This is a genomic window from Novosphingobium sp. GW835-FHT14H07, assembly GCF_058793515.1.
In genome coordinates, this window is record NZ_JBXAFX010000003.1 from 158,656 (window position 1) to 180,113 (window position 21,458).

Genomic DNA, 21,458 nt, shown 5'->3' on the forward strand with positions numbered 1-21,458 from the left:
TTCAGGGACAGGTACCAGAGGGTCATGGCGGAATTCGATTACATCATCGTGGGCGCGGGCTCGGCAGGCTGCGTCCTGGCCAACCGCCTCAGCGCCAATCCGCAAACCCGCGTCCTGCTGATCGAGGACGGTGGCGACAACCAGCACCCCTTCATCAAGATGGCCGGCGGCTTCATCAAGATGATGGGCAACCCCGATTACTTCCGCGTCTACCAGACCGAACCGCGCCCCGGCATGCGCGGCGGCATCCACACTTACGGGCGCGGCATGGGTGGCTCCTCGGCCATCAACGGCACCTGGTATCTCACCGGCATGCCCAAGGACTTCGACAGCTGGACCGACCACGGCCTGTCGGGCTGGGGCTGGGACGAGATCGCCCGCTGCTACAGGAAGTTCGAGGACTATCGCGATCCCGGCGCGCATCCCGGCCGAGGCCAGGGTGGTGAACTGCAGGTCACTGCCTCGACCTACCAGTCCCCGGTGCTCGATGCGCTGGTCGCCGGCTTCGGCACGCAGGGCATGCCCTGGCTCGACGATATCACCACGCCCGGCAAGCAGGGCGTCGGCCGCAGCCAGTACACCGTCGACCGCAAGGGCGTGCGCGAAAGCTCGTACAAGGCCTTCGTCATGCCGATCCTCGGCCGCCACAACCTGACGATTGCCCAGCACACTGCGGTAAAGCGCATCACCATCGAAGGCGGCCGCGCCACCGGCGTCGTCACCGAAGCCCATGGGGAAGAGCGCAGCCACACGGCCGCGAAGGAAGTGATCCTTTCCGCCGGCGTCTATGGCTCGCCGCAGCTGCTCCAGCTGTCGGGCGTCGGCCCCGGCGCCACCCTGCAGGCCCTGGGCATCCCGGTGATCAAGGACCTCGCCCGCGTTGGCCAGAACCTGTCCGATCACACCAAATTCGGCGTCTCGTTCGACCTGACGAACCACCCCGGCACCAACCGCGAATTCTTCGGTTGGCGGCTCTATCGCAATGCCCTCCAGTATTTCCTCACCGGCACCGGCCACCTCGCCCGCGTCGGCATGCCGATCACCGGCCTGGTCGCCAGCGAAGGCACGCCCGAGGACTGGCCCGATCTGCAGGTCGGCGCCGCGCCCTTCGCCATGCGCACGGTGAACGAGATGGCCGCCCGCCCCGGCAGCCCGCTCACGCCCAACCCGGGCCTCACCTTCTCGGGCTATCACCTGCGGCCCAAGAGCCGCGGCTCGATCCGCCTGACCTCGCCCGATTATCGCGATGCCCCGATCGCCGACGCCGCGATCTGGTCCGATCCCTCGGACAGGGCCAAGAGCCTCGAACTCTTCCGCCTGTTCCGCGCCATCGCCGGGTCCGAACCGCTGAAAGCCTTCATCGGCACCGAACGCATGCCCGGCCCCGACGTGCAGGACGAGGCCGCGATCCTGGCCGAGCTTGCCAAGATGGTCGAAGTCGGCCTCCACGGCACCGGCACCTGCGCCATGGGCACCGATGAAGCCAGTTCGGTCACCGACACCCGCGCCCGCGTCCACGGCATCGGCTCCTTGCGCGTCGTCGACTGCTCGATCATGCCCACCCCGGTTTCGGGCAACACCAACGGCCCCGCCATGGCGGTAGCGGAACGCGCGGCGGAACTGATTTTGGAGGATGCACGGTAAGAACACCTCCGTCAGCCGCCAACACGGCTGCCTCCTCCCCGTTTGCGCTCACGCAAAAACAGGGAGGATCAAAGCCCAGGCGCGTACCCACCAATCCTCCCCATTTTCACAAAGTGCAAATGGGGAGTGGCAGCGCGAAGCGCTGACGGAGGGGCAAATCCGCAACCGCGCCCTCCCCGCTAATCCTCCTCACGCAGCCACTTGCGCTGCTCCTTGATCGTCTCGCTAAGCTTCGGCCCCGCGCAATACTCCTGCTCGAACGCGGTCAGAGGTGGCGGCGGCGGTTCCTCGAACTTCGCGGCGATTTCCTTGCGCAGGCAGAACCCCGCCGCCTCGCGCACACCCAGCATGTCGATGGGGATGCGGCTCGTCTCCTTTCGCGCGATCGGTCCTGCCAGATCGGCAATCATCCCGGCCCACGCAGTCCGGTTTTCCCGAGCCTCCGTGCCCTTTCCGCCAGCCTTGGGCGAAATGACGATGCTCGCCCTAACCGCCTCGGCTTCATCAAAGCTGCCGAGTTCGCGCAAACCGTTCGCAAGCCGGAATCGCGCAGCAATGGCTTCGAGGTTCCCCGCATCCGGCTTCACCAGCCGCGCCGCCTCGACGAATTCCGTATTGTAACGCCGCGCCCGTTCGCCTGCCGGATCGTCGTTCTTCGCCTCCCAGCTTGCTTCCAGCAACCACCAGTGCAGATCCTTGTCGCCCAGAAACTGCGCGGTGCGATAGGCCAGATAGCGCGGCGTCTCGCCTGCGCTGCGTAGCGCCTTGTAACCCTCGCTCGCGATGAAGGGCGCAAGCCGCGCCACTTCCTCGGGCGTGAAGTCGCGGTACATCACCAGCCCGTTCGATGGGCACTGCGGCAATTCCACCGGAAACCGGCCCGAACCCAACGGCATTCCATCCGGCAGCGCGCCCCAGGTCGAGATAGACATCAGCGCCATCCGCGTGAACTTTTCGCCGCCGACCGGACAGACAACTTCTTCCTCGGTAAAAGTGCTGGCCTGCGCGGGAGACGTCCCGCCCGCAGCAAGCACCGCCAGCAACGGCAGGAAAACCCGCCAGGCGCACTTGCCTAACTTGCACCAAGCCTCTGAAATCATTGCCAACAAGCGCCATCCCCTCGCCACCATCAGATTGCAACGATGCCATGGCCACCCTGCCAGGGCAAACGGAGCTTGCACCGATCCTGCCCGTCTCCTCACCCACCCACGCGAAAAGGCGCGGTCCTTCCCCGGGACCGCGCCTTCAGCGTGTTTTGCCGGCCTTTACATCAATCCTCCGCAGCGGCTTCCTGCTGCTGGGCCACGCGCTTGATCTGGCCTTCGCCCATTGCCGAGACGACAGCCTTGCCGTTGCCACTGCCGCTGAAGTTGGCGGCGGGCAGCATGGCCTTTTCACCGTCGACCTTGACCAGCAGGGATTGCACCCGCCCGCGGCTGTCGGCGATCACCTCGCGGATCTTGCCGATCTTCTCGCCATCGGGGCCAAGCACGTTCATGCCCTTGCTGAGCGAGAAGGCACCTTGCGCCGATGATGCCGCGCTGCCGGCCAGGGCCAGCGATCCCGCACCGCCCGAAAGCGCGCCATTCGCCGAACCGCTCGCCATCCCCGCGCCAGAGCCAGCGACGGAACCTGCCACGCTGCGCCCACTGGTCGCCAGCGCACCGGCAGTGCTGCGAGTGCCGTCAACCGCCCCGCGCGCCGTGCTTCGTGCCGTTCCGGCGACTTCGCCAGCGGTAGACCGCACCGCATCGGTGCCGATCAGCTGCGCATTGGCGCCACCCGAAGCCCCGCCCGAAGCCGCGCCAGAGCCGCCTGCGCGGGTCATGCCGGTCGGGGTGGAAAGCGTCTGGCCAAGGCTGCCGGTCAGCGAACCGTCGGCACTGCCCTGTGCGCCCACCTTGCCGCTCTTGCGATCGACCGACTTGCTGGCCGAAGCGCGTCCCGTGGCGTCGGCCGAGCCGCGTGTAGTGCTGCGAACGGTGCTGCGCGTCGTGCTGTCGACGCTGTCCATGGTCCGGCCGATGGTGCTGCCCCCGATCGAACCGCCAAGCGTGCCGCCCAGCGATCCACCAAGGCCGCCGCCGATGCCGCCACCGCCCAGGATCTGGGCCTGTGCAGCCGGAGCCAGCGCGATCAGCATGGCGGTCGAAGCGATAAGGATCTTGCGCATCGTGAATTTCCTTTCCTCAAAGTGGCCAGGGCCGCCTTCGCAACGGCCTCTCACAAAGGAAAACGGATGGGCTGTCCGGTTTAATTCACGCGCCCCAGAATTTTTTCGGAAATCACCCGGGTTGCGAACGCCAGCGCCAACGGCCCACCCCGCTGCGACTAATCTCGCCTTCGGCTCGCCAAGTCTCGCTCCCCTCCCGCAGGCGGGAGGGGTTGGGGGTGGGCATTCAGCGCCCATCCCTCGTCACCCTACCGCGCGGGCCGGCAGATCGTGCACAGCAGCCCGCGGCCATACGTGCCATCCGGGCCCCGTGCGCCCAGATCGATCGCCTCGGCATCAAGCTTCGGCCCCAGATTGGCGCCCCATTTCAGCGCTACGCGCGATGCCACCAGCGGCGTTGCAAACGATGTGCCGCGCACTTTCACCCGCCGCCCCGCAGCATTGGTCGCCGCGATATCGGCCCCCGGCGCGGCATAGTCGAGATGCAGCGCCCGCCCCGCCTCGATCAGCGCCCGGTTGCGCCCGTCCACTGCCGTCACCGCGATCACGCCGGGGTAGGAGGCGGGATAGGAAGGCGGCGCCGCCGGGCCATCGTTGCCCACCGCCGCCACGATCACCGCGCCCTTGCCCTGCGCCGCCTTCACTGCCCGCGCCAGCAGCGGATTGGGCGGGCCCACGAGGCTGACCGATACCACCTTCACGCCCTTGCCCACCAGCCAGTCCAGCCCCTTGGCCACCGCCAGGGCATTGCCGCCTGCCGGGTCGCTGCCATAGACATCGGCCACCAGCACGCGCTGCACCCCGGCAAATTGCAGCAGCGAAGTAACCGCGCTGCCATGATCGCTGGCCTTGGGCGCACCACGGGCAAAGCCGCGCGTTTCGGCAGGTTTCAGCCCCGGCATGGGCGCGCCGTCGATAACGCCAACCGGCGTTGCTATCGGCGGCATGGCCCCTGCCCTGCCCCCTGCCGCGCCCCCTGCCCTGCCTGCAGAACCCGACGCCGTGCCGCCCTGGAAGTTCAGCGTATCGGCAGCAACGGTCGCTCCCGGCAGCGCCTGTGACAGCACGTCCTGCGCCCTGGCCAGCCCCATGCCCGAAGGCACGCCCAGCCGCACCACTTCAACCCCCAGATCGCCCAGCCGCTCGCGCGAAAGCACGACGAAGCCCGCCCGCTGCGCCGTGGCGATGTCGTCGGCAGTGGAGTCCATCACCAGCAGTTCGCCGCGCCGGGCAAGCGCGCCCGCAGCATCCTTCTCGATCAGGTTGCGGTTGGCACGCGCCAGCCTGTCGAGCCGGACCAACCGCGCCTCGGCAAGGCCCCGAACGGTCCGGGAGACTTTGCCCCCCAAGTCGCCCAGCGTATCGCCCAGTGTGCCGCCAATGCCTCCCAGCGTCCGCCCCGCCGCCCCCTGCCCCAGATCGGGCAGCGCCAATTGCGCGCACAGCGGGGTAGCCATGGCACCAAGCGCGATCAGGGGGATGGTCAGGCGTTTCATGTTCATAAAAATATTGCCATATCTTCGCTGTCTCACGGATTAAACGAACGAGGCCGTCCGTTCTATCCATCAGAAAGGTAACGACACTGGCCGATCCCTTCGCCGATGGCATCCTTGCACTGCTCCCGCGCTTGCGGCGCTTTGCCGCCGGGCTTTCGCGCGATGCGGGCGAGGCCGATGATCTTTGCCAGACCACCATCGAACGCGCCCTGCGCTCGCGCAGCAAGTGGCAGGAGGGCACGCGGCTCGACAGCTGGATGTACAGGATGATGCGCAATATCTGGATCGATGAAATCCGCGCCCGCACCCGGCGCCAGGAGACCTTCACAGACGAGGAAGCGGGCCTCGGCGTCGGCGCATCAGGCGGACAGGAAGCCCGCGTCGCCCTGGCCGACATGGACCGCGCGCTTGCCCTCCTGCCCGATGAACAGCGCGAGGCCGTGCTGCTGGTGATGGTCGAAGGCTGGTCCTACAAAGAAGCGGCCGAAATCGTCGGCTGCCCGGTCGGCACGCTCAATTCGCGCCTGGTGCGCGGACGCGATGCCCTGATGGCCTTGCTGGGAGAAGCGGCATGACCCCCACCCATCAACAGCCCACCCGCGAACAAATCGCCGCCTTTGCCGATGGCCAGCTTGAAGGCGCCGAACTCGAGCGCATCGCTGCGGCCATTGCCGCCGATCCGGCGCTGGAGAAGCAGGTTGCCGCGCATCGCGCCCTCGCCCGGCGGCTCGGCGCCCATTTCGCGCCGGTTGCCGCAGAACCGGTGCCCGATCATCTCGCCGCGCTGCTCAAGGCCCCGCAGGACAATGTGGCAAGCCTTGCCGATGCGCGCGCCCGCCGCAAGGGGCCGCCGCGCTGGACATGGCTTGCTGGCCCGGCGCTTGCCGCCTCGCTGGTCCTTGCCCTCACCCTGCGTCCTGCCCGCGATGCCGATGATGCCGGCTATGCCGATGCCCAGCTTGCCAGCGCGCTCGATAGCCAGCTCGTCGCCGGGCAACAGGCCGATGCCCCGGTGCGCGTCCTGCTCAGCTTCCGCGATGCAGGCGGCGCCTATTGCCGGGCGTTCGAACGCGCTGCCAGCGCTGCCATCGCCTGCCGCGATGCGCAAGGGTGGCAATTGCGAAACCACAGCGCGGCCAGCAGCGGCGGCGCACCGGCGGGGGAATACCGCCAGGCCGGCAGTGCAGGCGATGTCCTCGCCGCCGCGCAGGCCATGGCCGCAGGCCCCGCGCTTACCGCAGAAGAGGAATTGGCCGCGCGCCGGAACGGATGGCGCGAGACGTCCTGATCCGCCGCCCGTTTCGATCATCATGATAGGATACCAAAGTGGCAGTTAGGTATCCCAATCGTTGACGGTGCGGGGCAATGCCGGTATGCGTGGCGGCTCCCGTGGCCTACGATCCCGCCCCCCTCACCCTCGCTTTCCGCCGCGGCCAGCTTGATGCGCTGGTCCGCACGCACCTCGATCCTGCCGGGCTTTTCACCCCGGAAATGCAGCAAACGCTGGCATTGCGCCAACTCTCGCAGGCCTGGGCCGCCTATCGCGAGGACCGCGGCATCACGCTCGGCGCAAGGCTGGTCGGGGCCGAATGCGCGGCAGAGCGTGACGCTTTCCTCGCCCTCCTCACGGCCATCCTCCCCTCCCCCGCATCACCGCTGGCAGAGGCCGTGCGGACCGTCCGCCGCATTGCCGTTGCCCCCCTCGCCGCCGAAGCCCGCCAAGCCGCCACGATCGCGGCACAGAGCATGGTTCAGCTCGAAGCGGTCATCGCCACCCTGTCGGGCGATCGCCTGCCCACAGACCCGCTGGAGCGGCTTCTGGCGCTGATTGACCAGCACCGCTACTCGCTGGGCCCCGCAGGCGATGACGCGCTCGGCGCCACGGCGCTCAGTCCGTGCTGGGCGATCAACCTCCTCGCGCTCGCCCGGCCCCAAGTCTTTGCCCTCACCGCCCCGCCCCTCCCCTTGCCCGCCCTTGCCCGGCGCCGCCTGTTCCGCGCCGATCTTTCCCCGGCGAAACGCCGCGATGCCGCGCGTGAATGCCTGCTCCGCGCCATGCTCGAAGCGGCCCGCGATCTTGACCGCATCTGGCGGGCAACGCGACGCTTTGCCGCCGAATTCCCGCAGCAGCGCTCCCACTCGCGGCTCGGCAGTGCGTGGCTCCTCCTCGTCGGCCTGGAAGACCTCACCCCCGCCCAGCTCGGCCGCGCCCTGGGCGTGACCAAGGCCGGCGCGGGCAAGCTGCTGCGCCAGCTCGAAAGCGGCGGTCTCGCCCGCTCCAACGGCATGTTCGAGCCCTTTTCCTGCACGCCCATCGCCGCCGCCCCCTTTGCTGCCGACCTCTATTGAGGCCTGCCCCACAAGACCTCATCCCTTCATCTCCCAAGAAAGCGAAGCTTCCCAACGGTTAGAGGCCTTAAGATAGGGTTAGACAGGTTAAGCGCTCCGCGCCCTGCCCCGACTCGCCAATTCTCCGCGATTCGCGCCATTCCGCCTGTTCCCGGAGTGTCGGCCAATCGTTCCCGATGGATCGACCCGGTGTTCCTGAAGGATCGACGAGGCGTTCCTGATAGGTCGAAACCCCGGATCAGACCGTTCCCGATGGATCGATGGACCGGATCAGGGGTGCGATGGGGTGCGGCGATTGAATCACTTTCCAACAGAACTCCAACAAGTAGGTTCAAATTCGGTGGAAAAGCTCGCCGCTGCAAAATCCTCGGGGAACGTCGCCATGCCACGCCCGACACTTCAGGAACGGACATGTCTGCAGACACGACATTTTCGGAACGGAAGAGCGCGAAGTTCAACGGCGCAGGGTGTGGCCGTGCTTCTCGTGGTGGCGCTTGACGAAGCCGATGAAGGCTTTCTGCCAGTTTGCGGGCAGCCGCGCCGCGTCGGCATTCACCCAGCCTTCGAACTCGGCGTGAAGCGCGTGGAGGTCCCAGCCCGGGCAAGTTTCGCGCAAATAGGCGATGGTCTCGTCGGCCATGAACCCGCGGGTCGCATTGTCGCTCAGGCCCTTCACCGCCTTGCGGATCAGCGCCGAGGCGTCAAAGGTTTCGGTCGGAGAAGAATGTTTCCCCGGGGAAACACCCGAGGGCGAGGTACCGCCGACGGGTGCGGGCTCAGCGGACTTGCTGCTGGTGGACGGTGCCGAAGCGCGCTCTGCCTCGGGCTGTCGTACCACGCCGCCAGTCCCCTGCCCCACGACGCCCGCGCCATCCTTGCCGTCGATCCGGCGCATGCGCAGCATTGGCTCGCCGCCCTTGGCGGTCTCCACGCTGAGGCCATAGCCTGGCAGCGCGTCCTTTTCGGCAAGCTTGAGGATCTCGAACTTGAAGCGGCGGTATTCGCCCTCCGCACCGGACTTCTCGAACAGGGTCGGCATGGAGATGGCAAAGCCCTCTTCCCCTGCCCCGCCGGCATGCTTGCGCGCCACCTTGTAGAGCCAGCGTTCGCGTCCGCCGGTAATGTCGAAATAGGCGCGGTCGATGGAGAGCACGCCGCCCTTCATCATCACGCCTTCCCAGAACCAGTTGGACAATTCGATGGTCATGCCGCGCGATCGTTCGGTCTTTTCATCGACCAGCTGGGTCCAGCCATCAAGCCATGAAAAGGTGGCCTCGCGTCTGTTTTCCGCGCGGATGTTGGTCTTGATCGTCGTGGCGACAAGGCGGTCGAGCGCCTGGCCGAGCAGTTCGTACGCGCGGCCCGTGGTCGGTCTCCCGATGGCGCGGAGCAGGTCGTAGGGCATCAGGTTCAGTTTGCGCGGCACGTCGTTGACGCCGCGTCGTGCCATGTCGGCGAGTACGCTGGCGCAGTAGATCAGGATATCGGCATCCCAGATCGTCGCCATGCCGTATTCCGGACTGGCCGAAACGTGGACCCACAGCTTGCCGTCGGGCGAGGTGTAGTCGATCGGTTTGACGCGTTTCGACTTGGCGAGGCTGAAGAAGGGGCGCTCCATCATCTCGCGCTGATCGCGCATCGGCATGTCCGCCACGTAGGGCAGGAACAGATCGAACTGGTCGCCCGACGGACCCTTGCGGTTCTGCGGTTGCGACGGTGCAGGGCGGGCGCGGGTCACGGGGGAGGGGCTTTCGCGGATGTTTCCCCGGGGAAACATTTTTGAGTGAGGATCGCTGTGGCTCGTTTCCCCGGGGAAACACGCGTGCTGAGAGGTTGCGCCAAGCATCCTTCGACAGGCTCAGGATGAACGGAGAAGGGGGAAGGCGGTGTGGATGGAAGCGTTATGTAGATAACAAATCCTGAAATCCGCTCAGCCTGAGCCTGTCGAAGGCCCCACCGGACGAAATGTTTCCCCGGGGAAACACCTGTCCGGATCGAGGGGGAAGGGGCGCACGGGAAAAATGTTTCCCCGGGGAAACATTTTTCTGCCGCTGCGCTTCTCGCCCCGTTTTCCATCAGAGCAGGATGCTCCGGCCCTCGTCCTCAAGCTGCTCCAACGCCTCGCGCGCCAGTTCGAGGAGGGCGTCGAGGTGCATGCCCGAACCGGCGTGGAAGCGCAGGGTCACGCCCTGCCGGTTGATCGAGCGCAGGGTGATGGCCGGCCTGCCGCCACGGCCTTCGAGCACGATCTCGCGCGGAGGGCCATCGGCCCTGACGCTCGCCGCCGCCATCAGACGGGCGACAACATCGTTGGCGGCAATCGCCGGATCGCCAGACTTGCGCCGTTCTTCCTGCAGGCGGGCCAGCACCTTGGCCTCGCGCAGGATCGCCGGGGCCAGCTCGCGGTTGTCGAGCAGCTGGGCGAGGGGGTAGGCGGGCTTCATCTGTACATCGGCGGGACTGGCAAAGGCGGCGACCACGACATCGGGAAGCGAGGCAACCTTGAGCATCTTCGACAGCCAACCTTTTGACAGGTTGAGCCGGTCTGCCATGCGCGTCAGGTGGGCGCCGTAATGATCGTAGAGCGCCTGCGCATAGTTGCGGGCGCGCTCGAGGTCCGACACGTCCTTTCGCGCGCGGTTCTCAAGGTCGGCCAGGCGGAAGGCGGCCTCGTCATCGAGCTGGGCGACTTGCGCCACGAACTGCATGTCGGGGTAGGAGTGGGCGCGCAGCCATGAGATCGACCAGTGCCGCCGCGTACCGGCGATGACTTCGTAGTCGTGGTCCGGGTCACCATCGATGCGGCGCACCACGGCGGGGACCTTCTGGCCACCCTCGGCAATGATCGAATCGATCAGCTCGCGGCAGGATTCGACCGAGAGGTGTTCGTATGAGCGGGCATTGCCCTTCCACACCCGCACCCGCGCCGGATCGAGCAGGAGCTGCGTGACCTGGCGGACTTCGCCGCTCGCCACGCGGGCCAGCGCGCTTTCGCGGCCGAGCAGGGTGGTGCCGCGCAAGCGTTCGTGGCGCGCCGGGGCAGGGGAGGGGCCAGGGGAAGGAGCAGCCGATTCGGCCGCCGTTTCCGGTGCCGCTGCTTCAGAAACTTCTGATTTGGTTTCAAGCACTTCCTCGTCAGCCAGCAGGCTTGCGAGATAGTCCGACTGCTTACGCGCCATAAGTCACCTCGTTGCGAAAGGCGCGGAACATAAAGTGAACGATTGCCTGTAGGAAAGTTGTTTCCCACGCGCTTGGCGGACGATCACGCATGGATCACGTCCTCCTCTCTTGCCGGGGCGACGCGGCCCCAGCCGGCGCGGACGAGCTGTTCGATCTGGCCCATCGCTTCATCGAGGTTGGCGCGGCAGCGCTTGTGGGTGCGCGGCGTGCCGATCGGCTTCTCGAGTTCGTAGACCGTCATCATGCGCAGGGCTGCGTGGCTGATCTCGGCGCTTTCGAGGATGGGCACGGGCAGCAGGGCTGGGCCGAAAGTCTGCTCCATGATGGTGCGGACCATTTCGTGGGAAGGATCGCCGCCATCGAACTTGGAGCAGATCAGGCGGACGAAGCTGTAGTCCACCGCGATCCCGGCCTCGATCAGCTGGGCGATGACCTGGTCCATCATCGAGAGAAACTGCACGGTCGAGCAGAAATCGGGCGTGGTGGCAGCGAGCGGCACCAGCAGCGCGTTGGCCGCCTGCATGACGGCAAGCGATATCGTGCCAAGGGCCGGGGGCGGATCGAGGATCACCACGTCATAATCGCGGGCCATGTCCATGAGGCCCGCCTTCAGCTTGCGGAAGCGCGCGGCGAGGACCGACTGGCCGTCGGAACCGGAGGCGGCAAGTTCATACTCCACGTCGAACAGTTCGAGGTTCGAGGGGATCAGGTCGACATTGGGCCAGGGCGTGCGCTTGACCGCATAGAGCAGGTCAGTCTGGGTCGGGTCGATTGAAAGATAAGGATAAAGCGTTTCGTCGCGGGTGATGTTGAAGTGCGGGTTGAAGCCGAACAGCGTCGTCGTCGTCGCCTGGCTGTCGCAGTCCACCACCAGCACGCGATAGCCCTGCACCGCGAAATAATGGGCGAGGTGAGTGGTGACGGTGGACTTGCCGACGCCGCCCTTGAAGTTCTGCACCGCGATGATCGCCGGCACGTCGAGCGGGGCGCGGGCAGGGGAGGCGCCCAGCACTTCGCGCATGTGCATCAGCTCTTCCATCGAATAGCCGAGGCGGCGCCCGTTCTCGCCCGAGGGGGGCGGGGGGAGGCGGCCGTCATCCTCGGCCATGCGGATGCGATTCGTCGAGCAGCCGAGCAGTTGCGCCGCCTCGGCAATGCCGACACGGACGTTGAGTCCCTTGCGGCTGTCTGGCAGGAAAGCCTTGCGGCGCAGGCGCTCGATCATCTTCTCGCCCGCTGAGGCAAGATCGCCGATCTGGCTGACTATTGAATTCTGATCAGACATCGCCCGCCTGTTTGAAGCTGTTTGGGCGACTGGTTAACCGATTTCCTTCAAACGTGCAACGGCCAAGCGAAACATCTCAAGAACGGGTCGTGGTCGATCAACCCTCGGCCATGGCCTTGGCCACCGCGGCGTTGATTTCCTCGCGCGTGGGGTTGCGGCGCAAGGTCAGGCCGCCGTTCACCTGCAGGTTTTCCCCGGTCATGAAGCACTCGTCGCTGGCAAGGAAGACCACGGCGGCGGCAACATCTTCGGAAGTGCCCCAGCGGCCAAGCGGATAGGAATTGCGGAACGATTCGAAGAGGCCGGGGACCTGCTTGGCCTCGGCGTTCATCGGCGTATCGGTGAGGCCCGGCGAGATCGAGTTGGCGCGGATGCCTTCGTGGCCGAACTCATGCGCGATGCAGCGCACGATGTGATCGGTCCCGGCCTTGGTGCCCATGTAGATCGCGTGATCGTTGAGCATGATCGTGGCGGTGGCCGAGCTGATCGTCATCAGCGAACCGCCGCGCCCGCCAAGCGACTTCGCCATCTTGCGGATCATCGCCTGGAAGAACTGGTGCGGGCCGACCAGCTGCAGCGCGCTCATCGCATCGAGTTCGGCGCGGGTGACCTCGAGGAAGGGCTTGAGCAGGCCCCAGCCGGTGGCGTTGATCGCGATGTCGATGCCGCCGAGCTTTTCGGACGCAGTATCGGCCAGGGCGTTGACGCTGGCTTCGTCGGTGATGTCGCACGGCGCCCATGCGCAGCCGGTCTGCGCGGCGAAGCTTGCCAGCACGGCTTCCTTGCGGCCCGAAACGAGCACATGCGCGCCTTCGTCGATCAGGCGCCGGGCGATGACCTGCCCCATGTTGCCTTCGCTGCTGGCGCCCAGCACCACGGCGGTCTTGCCTTCGAGACGGCCCGTACCCTTGGTCATATCCTTGCTCCCAATCACGTTTCCTGCTGGCTACCACTCGATGGGCCAGCGCATTTCCTGTTCAAAAGGGGAGTGGCTTGCCATTGCCACCCCCTTCAAGAACGCTGCAACGGATTCTGCACGGGATAGAGGAGCGACAACATGGATCTCGGACTCAAGGGCAAGAAGGTGATCCTGACCGGCGGCAGCCGCGGCATCGGGCGGGCGACGGTGGAAATCCTTGCTGCCGAAGGTGCGGACATCGCGTTCTGCTCGCGCAATGCCGAACAGGTTGCCGAAACCGCGGCGAGCCTTGAAAAGCATGGGGGCAAGGTCTTCGGCTCGGCCTTCGACATGGATTCGGGCCCGGACGCCTATCGCGCCTGGCTGACACAGGCGGCAGAAAGCCTTGGCGGTTGCGACATCTTCATTCCGATGATCTCGACCTCGGGTTCGGGCCAGACCGGTGACTGGCAGAAAGGCCTGGACCACGACATCATGGGCTCGGTGATCGGCGTGGAAGTGCTGGAGCCTTACCTTGAAAAGTCGGATGACGGTTCGATCGTGATCCTTTCGTCGACGGCGGGGCTTGAAACCTTCATCGTGCCGCAGGGCTACAATGCGCTGAAGGGCGCGCTGATCGTCTATGCCGGGCAGCTCAGCCAGGCGCTGGGGCCGAAGGGCATTCGCGTCAACGCGGTTTCGCCCGGGCCGATCAAGTTCCCCGGCGGCAACTGGGACGTGATCGAAGGCGCTGCGCCCGATCTGTACAAGTCGGTAGAGGCCGGATTTGCGCTGGGCCGCTTTGGCGGGCCGGACGACGTGGCCAAGGCCGTGGTGTTCCTCGCCAGCCCGGCATCGTCCTATACCACCGGCACCAACCTGGTGATCGACGGCGGCTTTACCAAGCGCGTCCAGTTCTGAGGACCAGACCATGAGCATCGGGGCCAAGGGGATCCAGCATATCGGGGTCTCGGTCCCCGATCTCGACAAGGCACGCGCGTTCTACCTCGACCTGCTGGGTGCGGTCGAGGTGGGGCCGCCGCTGGAATGGCGGGACAATCCGTTCATCGACGAGGTGATCGGGCTGAAGGGCAGCGCGGCGCGGCAGTTCATGTGCCGGTTGGGCAATGCCCATATCGAGGTGTTCGAATATTCCGCGCCCGCGCCCGAGCGGCAGGACCCTGACCGCGGCGTGAACCACCACGGCTATACCCACTTCGCCGTGCAGGTGGAGGATATCCAGGCCTGCTACCAGCGCCTGCTCGACGCCGGCATCCGCGTTCATGCGCCACCCTCGATGGCGGGCATCACGGTGGACGATGACGGCCGCCGCCACGGCTATGCCGCAACCTATTGCCGCGATTTCTTCGGCAACGTGTTCGAGATCATGGAGATCTACGACGACCCGCAGATCCGTCCCGTGTGGCGCGAGGGCGACGGCGTCATCGCGCCGGACTGATCCCTTCGCGGTGGAGCGCGGGCAGCGTTCGCTGCGCGTATCGCAGCTGAAAGCCTGGCGCTTTGCACGCGCAGCGTCCTGCGTCGTGTCAAACGAATGAAGCGTTACAAAGGTGGCCTTGCGGCTGGGTCTGTCTCCGCGTCGTGGTCCGCCGAATGTCGTCCTTCAGGGTGGAGATGGCGCGGGTTGCCGGGGACGCAGAACTACCCGGGCAAGTGAGGTTGCCGATAGGCGGCCTTTTCGTTCGCTCAGTTGCGAGCCGCTTCCTGCTGGACGTTCAACAGCCGCTCCGCTGCGCCGGCAAGGTCGAGCACCGTGCAGGCGTGACCATCGCTCAACCGGATGGTCGGGCCGGGCAGGCCAGGCAAATGTGCAGTCCGGTCCTTCGCCCCAACTTCCTGCAGCGCCTTGCGATCGACCGAATGCAGTTCGTCGACGCGAAATCCGGCGCGGCGCAGGTCATCAGGATGGTCGGTTCGCGTGACGATGATATATCGCCCATCGCGGGTGGCGGCTTCGCCCAGCACGTAAGACAGGTCGAGTAGCGGGACGCAGTGCCCACGTGATGCGAATAGGCCCAGCATGCCGCAATCGCCCGATGGCATGGGCAGGGTGGCGGCTTGGGCGAGCAGGATCTCCTCGACCGAGCCAAGCGGGGTCGAGAAGCGCTGATCACCAACTGAGAAGACAAGAAACGGCTTTTCGGTCGGGCGCGTTGTCAACTCGTCGGCTTGCCCGATACGTACTGCAGTTGTTGCGGTCTCCTGCACATTGCGGATCACGCCAAGATTGCGGAGGCCTTCGTGCGCGGCAAGCTTCTGCGCGTTGATCAGGAGTGCGCTGCCGTCAGCCGTTTCGAGTATCCCCAGAGACAGGACCGCGCCGGCTACGGCGTCCTGCAGAAGTGGCGAGAAACATCGGGCAGCGAACCGGCCGATGTCGTCCACGGTGTCGATCAGGAGCGCCACAAGACCGAAGGGCTCTGTCCAGCCTGGCGGGACAGGGTTCGGCAATTGCGTGCGCACGACAATGCCGGCACCGCTTCGCCGGCCTTTTGGCAGCGATCCATGACCGAGCAAATGCAGGGTGTCGACCACCGGGATTTCCGCGCCCTTGTATTCGCGCTGCGCGATCCAGAGCTCTGTTTCCTTTGGCGTCGGCAAAAGATCGGCAGAAGGAAGGCTGGCATCGACGCAGCTGGCTGGCAGAGCAAGCCGCAGGCCTGCAACCGTAAACACGAGGATGGGCTCGTCGATCTGACGGGAATCGTCCTTGCTGGCGGCCCGATCGGTGGCCGTGACCATTCCGGGCAATCCGATGATCGCTGCGGGATCAAGTACAACGCCATTGTGGGCGGCAACGCGGAATGTACTGAAAAACAGCCGCACACCTTCATCCGTGGCAGCCTGGCTGAGCGGACTTATCTCGCGGGTGGTGAGCGGCATGACGCCGATGATGCCATCAGCCAGAACCGCAAAGATGTGCTGCTCCTGGCGCAGGATCACGACAATCGAGCGCTCGTCAAACTGCTGTCCACCACCGTCAACTGACGGGTTCAGTGCTTGGGCAAGGTCAATCACGGGAATGACTTCGCCGCGCAGCTCGAGAGCGCCAGCTATGTCAGGCCGCGATGCGGGGAACGGTTCCAGTCTGGACGGGCAGGGTACGACTTCCCGGATTGCCGCCACGGGCAGTGCTGCGCAAAGCCCGGCAATGCGGATCAGGCCAAACAAGGTATCGTGTACGCCCGGCTGCAGCACCGCAGTCATCGTCTTCAGGCAGCGATGTTGGTTGTGGCGGAAAGTCTTGAAATCTGCCCAACGACATTTTCGGTCAGCTGTGCCTGGTTGGCAGCAAGCCGCGTAATCGCCTCTATTGCGGCATTGGTCTGCTGAACGCTGGACACGATTTCCGAAAATGCATTGCGCGCCATGCGGGAGCGGTTGGTGCCTTCGCCGACTTGCGCATTGGACTGATCTATAAGTCGTGAAATGTCGCGCGCGGCGGCAGAGCTGCGTTCGGCAAGTTTGCGCACCTCGCCGGCAACGACAGAGAAGCCCACGCCATGCTCGCCCGCTCGGGCAGCCTCGATCTCGCTGATGATGCGAACGATTTCGGAGATGGAAGTGGCGGATTTCTGAATCAGTTCGATGGATTCGATGGCAGAGCCGAGCGTTGTTTCGCCCTGTTCCGCGTTAACCCGTGTTTGCAGTGACAGCGAGAGCGCCTGATCCGTCGATCCGGTGATTTCCGTGATCGATTTGCAAAGCTGGGTTGATAGCAGGTTCATCTCGTGCGCGCGTTCGGTGATCGCCGTCTCTATCTGCACCTGTTCGGTGATGTCGAAGGCATACTTCACGATACGCACGGGATTGCCCGTCAGGTCGAAGATCGGATTGTATGTGGCCTGTATCCAGATATCGCGATCATACTTGCCCACGCGATGGAAGCGGCCAGAATGGAACTGGCCGGCGTTGAGCTTCATCCAGAAATCGCGGTAATCGGAACTGCGGATATAGTCTGGCGAGCAGAACATCGAGTGGTGTTGGCCGACGATTTCGCGCAACGAATATCCAATGGTGCGCAGAAAATTGTCGTTTGCGGTTATCACCTTGCCATCGAGATCGAACTCGATCGTCGCAAGGCTGCGGCCAATGGCATCTACCTTGGCGGAGAATTCGTTGCTGCGCAGCTTCTCCTCGGTAACGTCGGAGGCGAACTTCACGATCTTCACTGGTTTGCCACTGGTATCCATGATCGGATTGTAAGAGGCCTGGATCCAGACCTCGCGGCCATCCTTGCGAAGTCGCTTGAATTCACCGGTCTCGAATTCGCCGCGTCCCAGGTTTTCCCAGAAGTTGCGGTATTCCTCGCCCTGGATGGCCGATACATCGCAGAAAATCCAGTGGTGCCGACCGCGGATCTCTTCGATGTGGTAGCCCATCAGATCGAGGAAATTCGCATTGGCATCGAGCACATTGCCTTGCAGGTCGAACTCGATGACAGCCTGGGCACGCTCGATGGCGCGCACCTTGCCTTCCGACTCCGCGTCCCGGCGGCGTTGTTCGGTAATGTCGTGCGCGAACTGGACTATGCGTCGCGGTTTGCCCGTCAGGTCCAGGATTGCTGCGTACGATGCCTGGATCCACACGTCCGCGCCTGACAAGCTGCGTCTCTTGAACGTGCCCGAAATCGCCTCGCCCTTGACAAGGCGGTCCCAGAACTTTGCATATTCGTCTGTCTTGACGAAGGCCGGGTCGCACAGATCCCTGTGGGTGAAGTTGCATTCCTGCCCCGGCTCGAACCCCTTCATCGCACGGAAGAGATCGTTAGCGGCCGTGATCCTGCCGGAGAGGTCAAATTCAACCATTGCCTGGGCATTTTCCATGGCAGCCAGTTTGCCTGCGGCAGCAAGCGCTTCCAGGCGTTGCTGCGTAACGTCCATGGCGATCTTGACCACTCGCAGTGTTGCGCCGCCATCGTCCTTGACCGGATTGTAACTGGCCTGAAGCCATACCTGCCTGCCGTCCTTGCAGCGGCGGCAGAATTCGCCCTGCTGCTCGTCACCCTTGGCCAAGCTTTCCCAGAGAGTGCGGTAGGATGCCGAGTTGGCGTATTGCCTTTCGCAAAGCAGACTGTGGTGCTGTCCAATCAATTCCTCGGCCGTGTAGCCCATGAGGTCGAGGAAGCGTGTATTGGCGCGCAGGATAGTGCCGGCAGTGTCGAACTCGATCATGGCAAAGGCCTGGTCGATAGCCAAGAGAGTCTGTCGATCACTGGCGTCGCCAGAAATCGCATTGGCTACGTCAACCTTTTCCATTTTCATGCTGCGGAACCTTCTGCCAATCCCCCATGTGTCTTCCAATCGCGACGAGCAGTTGGGATGACGTCGCAACTTGACACAGTAATCCAGGAATCAACCCGGTTTTCATTTGACGGCGATCGATATCAGGACAACTGCTTACTTTGGGGGAATGACCCGTTACTCGCGCCTTGACTGCGCACCTCCCCGGCAAGTCGCTTCTGAAAGAGCGGCGCGCGACAGTGCGCGATGCACACGTTTGTCTTCGAGATATCCATCCAGCCAGTTCACCCCCGAAATCCCGACCCTGGCCAGATTCCTTGAATCCCCCGAACGGCATGTTCGGATCGATAAACACATGGCGTACCTGCGCATCTGCGCGGTGTCGTCGCGCGATCGGATCGTCGTGTCGAGGAAGGCCTGGTGCGCGCGGCGCAGGCGCTCCTGGTCCAGCGCGACGCCGAGACCGGGCGCATCGCCTACGATGATGCAGCCCTCTTGAAAGGCGATCTTGCCTCCCACCAGAACTTCGTCATCGTCCTCCACCCACGGGTAATGCGTATCGCAGGCATAGGTAAGGTTCGGCGTTGTTGCCGCGAGATGCGCCATTGCCATCAGGCTGATGCCCAGGTGCGAGTTCGAATGCATGGAAAGGCCAAGCCCGAACGTTGCGCAGATCGTGGCGAGATGCTGGCTTGCCCTCAGGCCACCCAGTAGTGGTGGTCAGAGAGCACGATCTGCACGGCATTTTTCGCTACGCTTTGCCGCACGTGATCGAAGCAGGTGACGACCATGTTCGTCGCCAAAGGCAGGCCGGTCTGCCGATGCAACTCGGCCATGCATCGAGCCCGTCGACGGGATCCTCGTAGTACTCGATAAGATGTCCCAGCCTTGCCGCAACCGAGATGGCCGTTTCCATGGACCACGCCCCGTTCCGGTCGATGCGCAAGGGATATCCCGGGAAGGCTTCTGCCAATGACTCGATGCTGGCGACTTCGAGCGCCATCAGCGATGCCGCATCGCCGTACCCTTCTCCCAGGCCGGTCTGGCCGTTCGATGCCGTGATCTCGATGATCGATCGCAAGGCGTAGGGTTCATGCACGCCGGCCCCGTTGCGCAGCGGGGGGTCGCGAAAGGCGATCAGCGTGACCTTGATGTCGACGATGCGCACCCGTCGTCCGGGATCGCCCATTGCGCCATGTGCCATCAGCTCATTCTCCGCTTTCACCCATGCGAGCGAGCTGCACGCGCGAGCACTTCTCCATCACGCGCGCGAATCTTTGGGCACGATCGATGCCCTAGACGAACGGATTGGGATCGGTTGCGAGATCGTTGCGGAGCAGCTGAATCTTTTCGATGGCGCTGATGTGCGCCGGATGATTGCTTATCAGCGCATCCACCCCGGCCGTCTTGCCAAGGCCAGACCACCGGATCAGCGAGGCAATCTGAGTTTTGATGGTTTCGCTGCTGCTGCCGCCGCCGGTGCCGCCCATGAGGCCGACAACGTGCTTCTTGCCCTTGTCGGTCACCGGGAAGATCATCGACAGCGTGCCGGGCGTATGTCCGGGAGTGACATAGAGCTTCACCGTGGTCTGGCCGAGCGTGATCTTGTCTCCGTCCCTGGCTACGATATCGCGCCGCGGCGGAAGCAGGTCGGCAAAAGGACCGCCGCCGCGATCCGGTCTTTCGATCATGTCCCAATCCGCCTGCGACAGCACAACCTTTGCGCCGTAAGTGTCCTGGAAGAACTTTGCGCCGCCCCAGTGGTCCCCATGGCCGTGCGTCACGATCAGATAGCGGATACGCTTCGGGTCGAGGCCAAGCCGGACCATGTTGGGCAACATGATCTCGCGGGCTTCCGCCTCGCTGTTGAGGGCATCGATCAGAATTATGCCATCGCTCGTGTCCAAGGCCCAGGCCGAAACCGCATTCTGGCCGATGGAATAGAGCTGATCGAAGACCCGGGCCTCGGGCACCAGTCCGTCGTGCTGGATGGCGGAAACTGTCTTTCGGTCGAGCGGGCTGGTCATGCAGCGCCAGTAGAACTCCGGCAGCAAGTCGGGTTCTGCCAGCTTTCGTGCGGCTGAAAGATGACGCGCAACCGCAGCGCTGTCCTGCGCCGGAAATGCGGCTTGCTAGGGGTAGCTGGCAGGGCCGGTCGCCTGCAGCGGGGCTGCAAGCAGGGCGCAGATCAGGCTGGCACCGATCGCGGGAACGCGAAGCTTCGTCATAGTCTGCACCTCTCCGGCCTGTTCTCATGCAACGTCGGACCAAGTGGGGACGTCAATGCGCGGCCATCAAGGGATTGAAGTGACGACGCGTTATGTCCAGTCCGGAAAGGGCATTGATCCATGCTATCGGAGCATTCGTGCACCTTGATAAGCTTTGCTGACATGTTCAGCTTGGCCGGTGATGTAGAACTAAAGGGTAGCATGCGGCGCGGCACTCAACCGCCCCATCGAAAAGCTGCTTCGTGCAGCAGATATTCGCGGTTTCAAGCGACTCGGTGACGCCAAAAATGTCCGCTTTGTTGCGGATTACAGCGATCTGGGTGTGCTGGTGAACGGGAAGTTGGAGCGGGTAGCGGGAATCGAACCCGCATAGCCAGCTTGGAAGGCTGGAGCTTTACCACTAAGCTATACCCGCTCGGGCCAGCAGGCCTCATTGGCCTCGTGGTGCAGGCAGCGCGCTTGCCACGGACTTGGCGATCTAGTCAACCTTGGATGAAGCATGAATTCGCGTCGGCAGTTGACATGATGTGATTACGATATATCTTAGATGCATTGAAAACAGTCTTTAGAAGCGAGTGATCCATGACCTCCAGCCGCGCCACAGTCCCGACCGCAAACGCCAGCCGCTACTTGCAGCAGCTCTGCAAGCATTGGGGCCACAAGTTCGAGGTGTCCTTCGATCCCCATGAGGGTAGGGTTGCCCTTCCGTTCGGACCAGTCGATCTCAAGGCCCACGACTCAGCCCTTGAAGTCACGTGCACCATCGACGGCGAAGGCGATCTTTCGCGAATGCAGCAGGTTGTCGCCGATCATCTCAATCGTTTTGCGCACCGCGAAGGCGAGCTGGCATTCGACTGGCAGCCGCTGAACTGAAAGCTTCACGGCGCGAACACCCCCGTCTTCCTTTTCACGAAAGCGGGGGCATCGACGTTGGTGCTGTC

The 21,458-nt window shown here is 64.2% G+C and carries 19 protein-coding genes and 1 tRNA gene; 7 read left to right on the plus strand and 13 right to left on the minus strand.

Annotated elements, in window-relative coordinates:
- Positions 1-24: 24 nt before the first annotated feature.
- Entirely contained in the window at positions 25-1,644 is a 1,620-nt protein-coding gene (locus AC1Q5P_RS04330; RefSeq protein ID WP_492518233.1) for a GMC family oxidoreductase, read from the plus strand.
- Between the two features lie 179 nt (positions 1,645-1,823).
- On the opposite strand, the gene AC1Q5P_RS04335 is transcribed toward AC1Q5P_RS04330, so the two are convergent.
- The 3 genes from AC1Q5P_RS04335 to AC1Q5P_RS04345 all read right to left on the minus strand — a co-directional run bounded on the left by AC1Q5P_RS04335 (position 1,824) and on the right by AC1Q5P_RS04345 (position 5,313).
- Positions 1,824-2,750 carry a hypothetical protein gene (locus AC1Q5P_RS04335; protein ID WP_492518234.1) on the minus strand — a complete coding sequence of 309 codons (927 nt, stop codon included), beginning with the start codon at positions 2,748-2,750 and terminating at the stop codon, positions 1,824-1,826.
- Positions 2,751-2,914: 164 nt separating this feature from the next.
- Entirely contained in the window at positions 2,915-3,817 is a 903-nt protein-coding gene (locus tag AC1Q5P_RS04340) for a PRC-barrel domain-containing protein (protein ID WP_427465895.1), read from the minus strand.
- Between the two features lie 248 nt (positions 3,818-4,065).
- Positions 4,066-5,313 (minus strand): S8 family serine peptidase, encoded by a 1,248-nt coding sequence (locus tag AC1Q5P_RS04345; RefSeq protein WP_492518235.1) that lies wholly within the window; start codon positions 5,311-5,313, stop codon positions 4,066-4,068.
- Between the two features lie 86 nt (positions 5,314-5,399).
- Between AC1Q5P_RS04345 and AC1Q5P_RS04350 the strand changes: the two genes are divergently transcribed.
- The 3 genes from AC1Q5P_RS04350 (at position 5,400) to AC1Q5P_RS04360 (ending at position 7,662) form a co-directional block, all read left to right on the plus strand.
- Positions 5,400-5,888 (plus strand): RNA polymerase sigma factor, encoded by a 489-nt coding sequence (locus tag AC1Q5P_RS04350; protein ID WP_492518303.1) that lies wholly within the window; start codon positions 5,400-5,402, stop codon positions 5,886-5,888.
- Positions 5,885-6,601: a hypothetical protein gene (locus AC1Q5P_RS04355; protein ID WP_492518236.1), complete on the plus strand. Its 717-nt coding sequence runs from the start codon at positions 5,885-5,887 to the stop codon at positions 6,599-6,601. Before AC1Q5P_RS04350 ends, AC1Q5P_RS04355 begins: the two co-directional genes overlap by 4 nt.
- Positions 6,602-6,690: 89 nt before the next feature.
- Entirely contained in the window at positions 6,691-7,662 is a 972-nt protein-coding gene (locus tag AC1Q5P_RS04360; protein ID WP_492518237.1) for a hypothetical protein, read from the plus strand.
- Positions 7,663-8,116: 454 nt separating this feature from the next.
- Here AC1Q5P_RS04360 and AC1Q5P_RS04365 read toward each other — a convergent pair whose 3' ends face one another.
- The 4 genes from AC1Q5P_RS04365 to AC1Q5P_RS04380 form a co-directional block, all read right to left on the minus strand.
- On the minus strand, positions 8,117-9,307 hold the full coding sequence (locus AC1Q5P_RS04365) for a replication initiator protein A (protein WP_492478506.1): 1,191 nt from the start codon (positions 9,305-9,307) through the stop codon (positions 8,117-8,119).
- 430 nt (positions 9,308-9,737) lie between these two features.
- A complete protein-coding gene (locus tag AC1Q5P_RS04370; RefSeq protein WP_039335747.1) occupies positions 9,738-10,841 on the minus strand; it encodes a ParB/RepB/Spo0J family partition protein in 1,104 nt (367 codons plus the stop codon).
- Positions 10,842-10,924: 83 nt separating this feature from the next.
- Complete coding sequence (locus AC1Q5P_RS04375) at positions 10,925-12,127, minus strand: AAA family ATPase (RefSeq protein ID WP_039335745.1); 1,203 nt, start codon at positions 12,125-12,127, stop codon at positions 10,925-10,927.
- A gap of 97 nt (positions 12,128-12,224) precedes the next feature.
- Entirely contained in the window at positions 12,225-13,043 is an 819-nt protein-coding gene (locus AC1Q5P_RS04380) for an SDR family oxidoreductase (protein ID WP_492518238.1), read from the minus strand.
- A gap of 141 nt (positions 13,044-13,184) precedes the next feature.
- On the opposite strand from AC1Q5P_RS04380, the gene AC1Q5P_RS04385 reads away from it, so the two are divergent.
- Positions 13,185-13,946: an SDR family NAD(P)-dependent oxidoreductase gene (locus AC1Q5P_RS04385; protein WP_193828617.1), complete on the plus strand. Its 762-nt coding sequence runs from the start codon at positions 13,185-13,187 to the stop codon at positions 13,944-13,946.
- A 10-nt stretch (positions 13,947-13,956) separates the two neighbouring features.
- Complete coding sequence (locus AC1Q5P_RS04390; RefSeq protein WP_492518239.1) at positions 13,957-14,484, plus strand: VOC family protein; 528 nt, start codon at positions 13,957-13,959, stop codon at positions 14,482-14,484.
- A 248-nt stretch (positions 14,485-14,732) separates the two neighbouring features.
- On the opposite strand, the gene AC1Q5P_RS04395 is transcribed toward AC1Q5P_RS04390, so the two are convergent.
- The 6 genes from AC1Q5P_RS04395 to AC1Q5P_RS04420 form a co-directional block, all read right to left on the minus strand.
- Positions 14,733-16,253: a chemotaxis protein CheW gene (locus tag AC1Q5P_RS04395; protein WP_492518240.1), complete on the minus strand. Its 1,521-nt coding sequence runs from the start codon at positions 16,251-16,253 to the stop codon at positions 14,733-14,735.
- 5 nt (positions 16,254-16,258) lie between these two features.
- Positions 16,259-18,310, minus strand: a complete 2,052-nt coding sequence (locus tag AC1Q5P_RS04400) for a methyl-accepting chemotaxis protein (protein WP_492518241.1) — start codon at positions 18,308-18,310, stop codon at positions 16,259-16,261.
- Between the two features lie 156 nt (positions 18,311-18,466).
- Positions 18,467-19,000: an enolase C-terminal domain-like protein gene (locus tag AC1Q5P_RS04405; protein ID WP_492518304.1), complete on the minus strand. Its 534-nt coding sequence runs from the start codon at positions 18,998-19,000 to the stop codon at positions 18,467-18,469.
- 40 nt (positions 19,001-19,040) lie between these two features.
- The gene (locus AC1Q5P_RS04410; RefSeq protein WP_492518242.1) at positions 19,041-19,493 is read right to left on the minus strand and encodes an enolase C-terminal domain-like protein; all 453 of its coding nucleotides are present in this window, start codon (positions 19,491-19,493) and stop codon (positions 19,041-19,043) included.
- Between the two features lie 91 nt (positions 19,494-19,584).
- The gene (locus AC1Q5P_RS04415; RefSeq protein WP_492518243.1) at positions 19,585-20,316 is read right to left on the minus strand and encodes an MBL fold metallo-hydrolase; all 732 of its coding nucleotides are present in this window, start codon (positions 20,314-20,316) and stop codon (positions 19,585-19,587) included.
- Positions 20,317-20,858: 542 nt separating this feature from the next.
- Positions 20,859-20,932, minus strand: a tRNA-Gly gene (locus AC1Q5P_RS04420).
- 167 nt (positions 20,933-21,099) lie between these two features.
- Here AC1Q5P_RS04420 and AC1Q5P_RS04425 point away from each other — a divergent pair.
- The gene (locus tag AC1Q5P_RS04425; RefSeq protein ID WP_039335738.1) at positions 21,100-21,390 is read left to right on the plus strand and encodes a DUF2218 domain-containing protein; all 291 of its coding nucleotides are present in this window, start codon (positions 21,100-21,102) and stop codon (positions 21,388-21,390) included.
- Positions 21,391-21,458 lie beyond the last annotated feature (68 nt).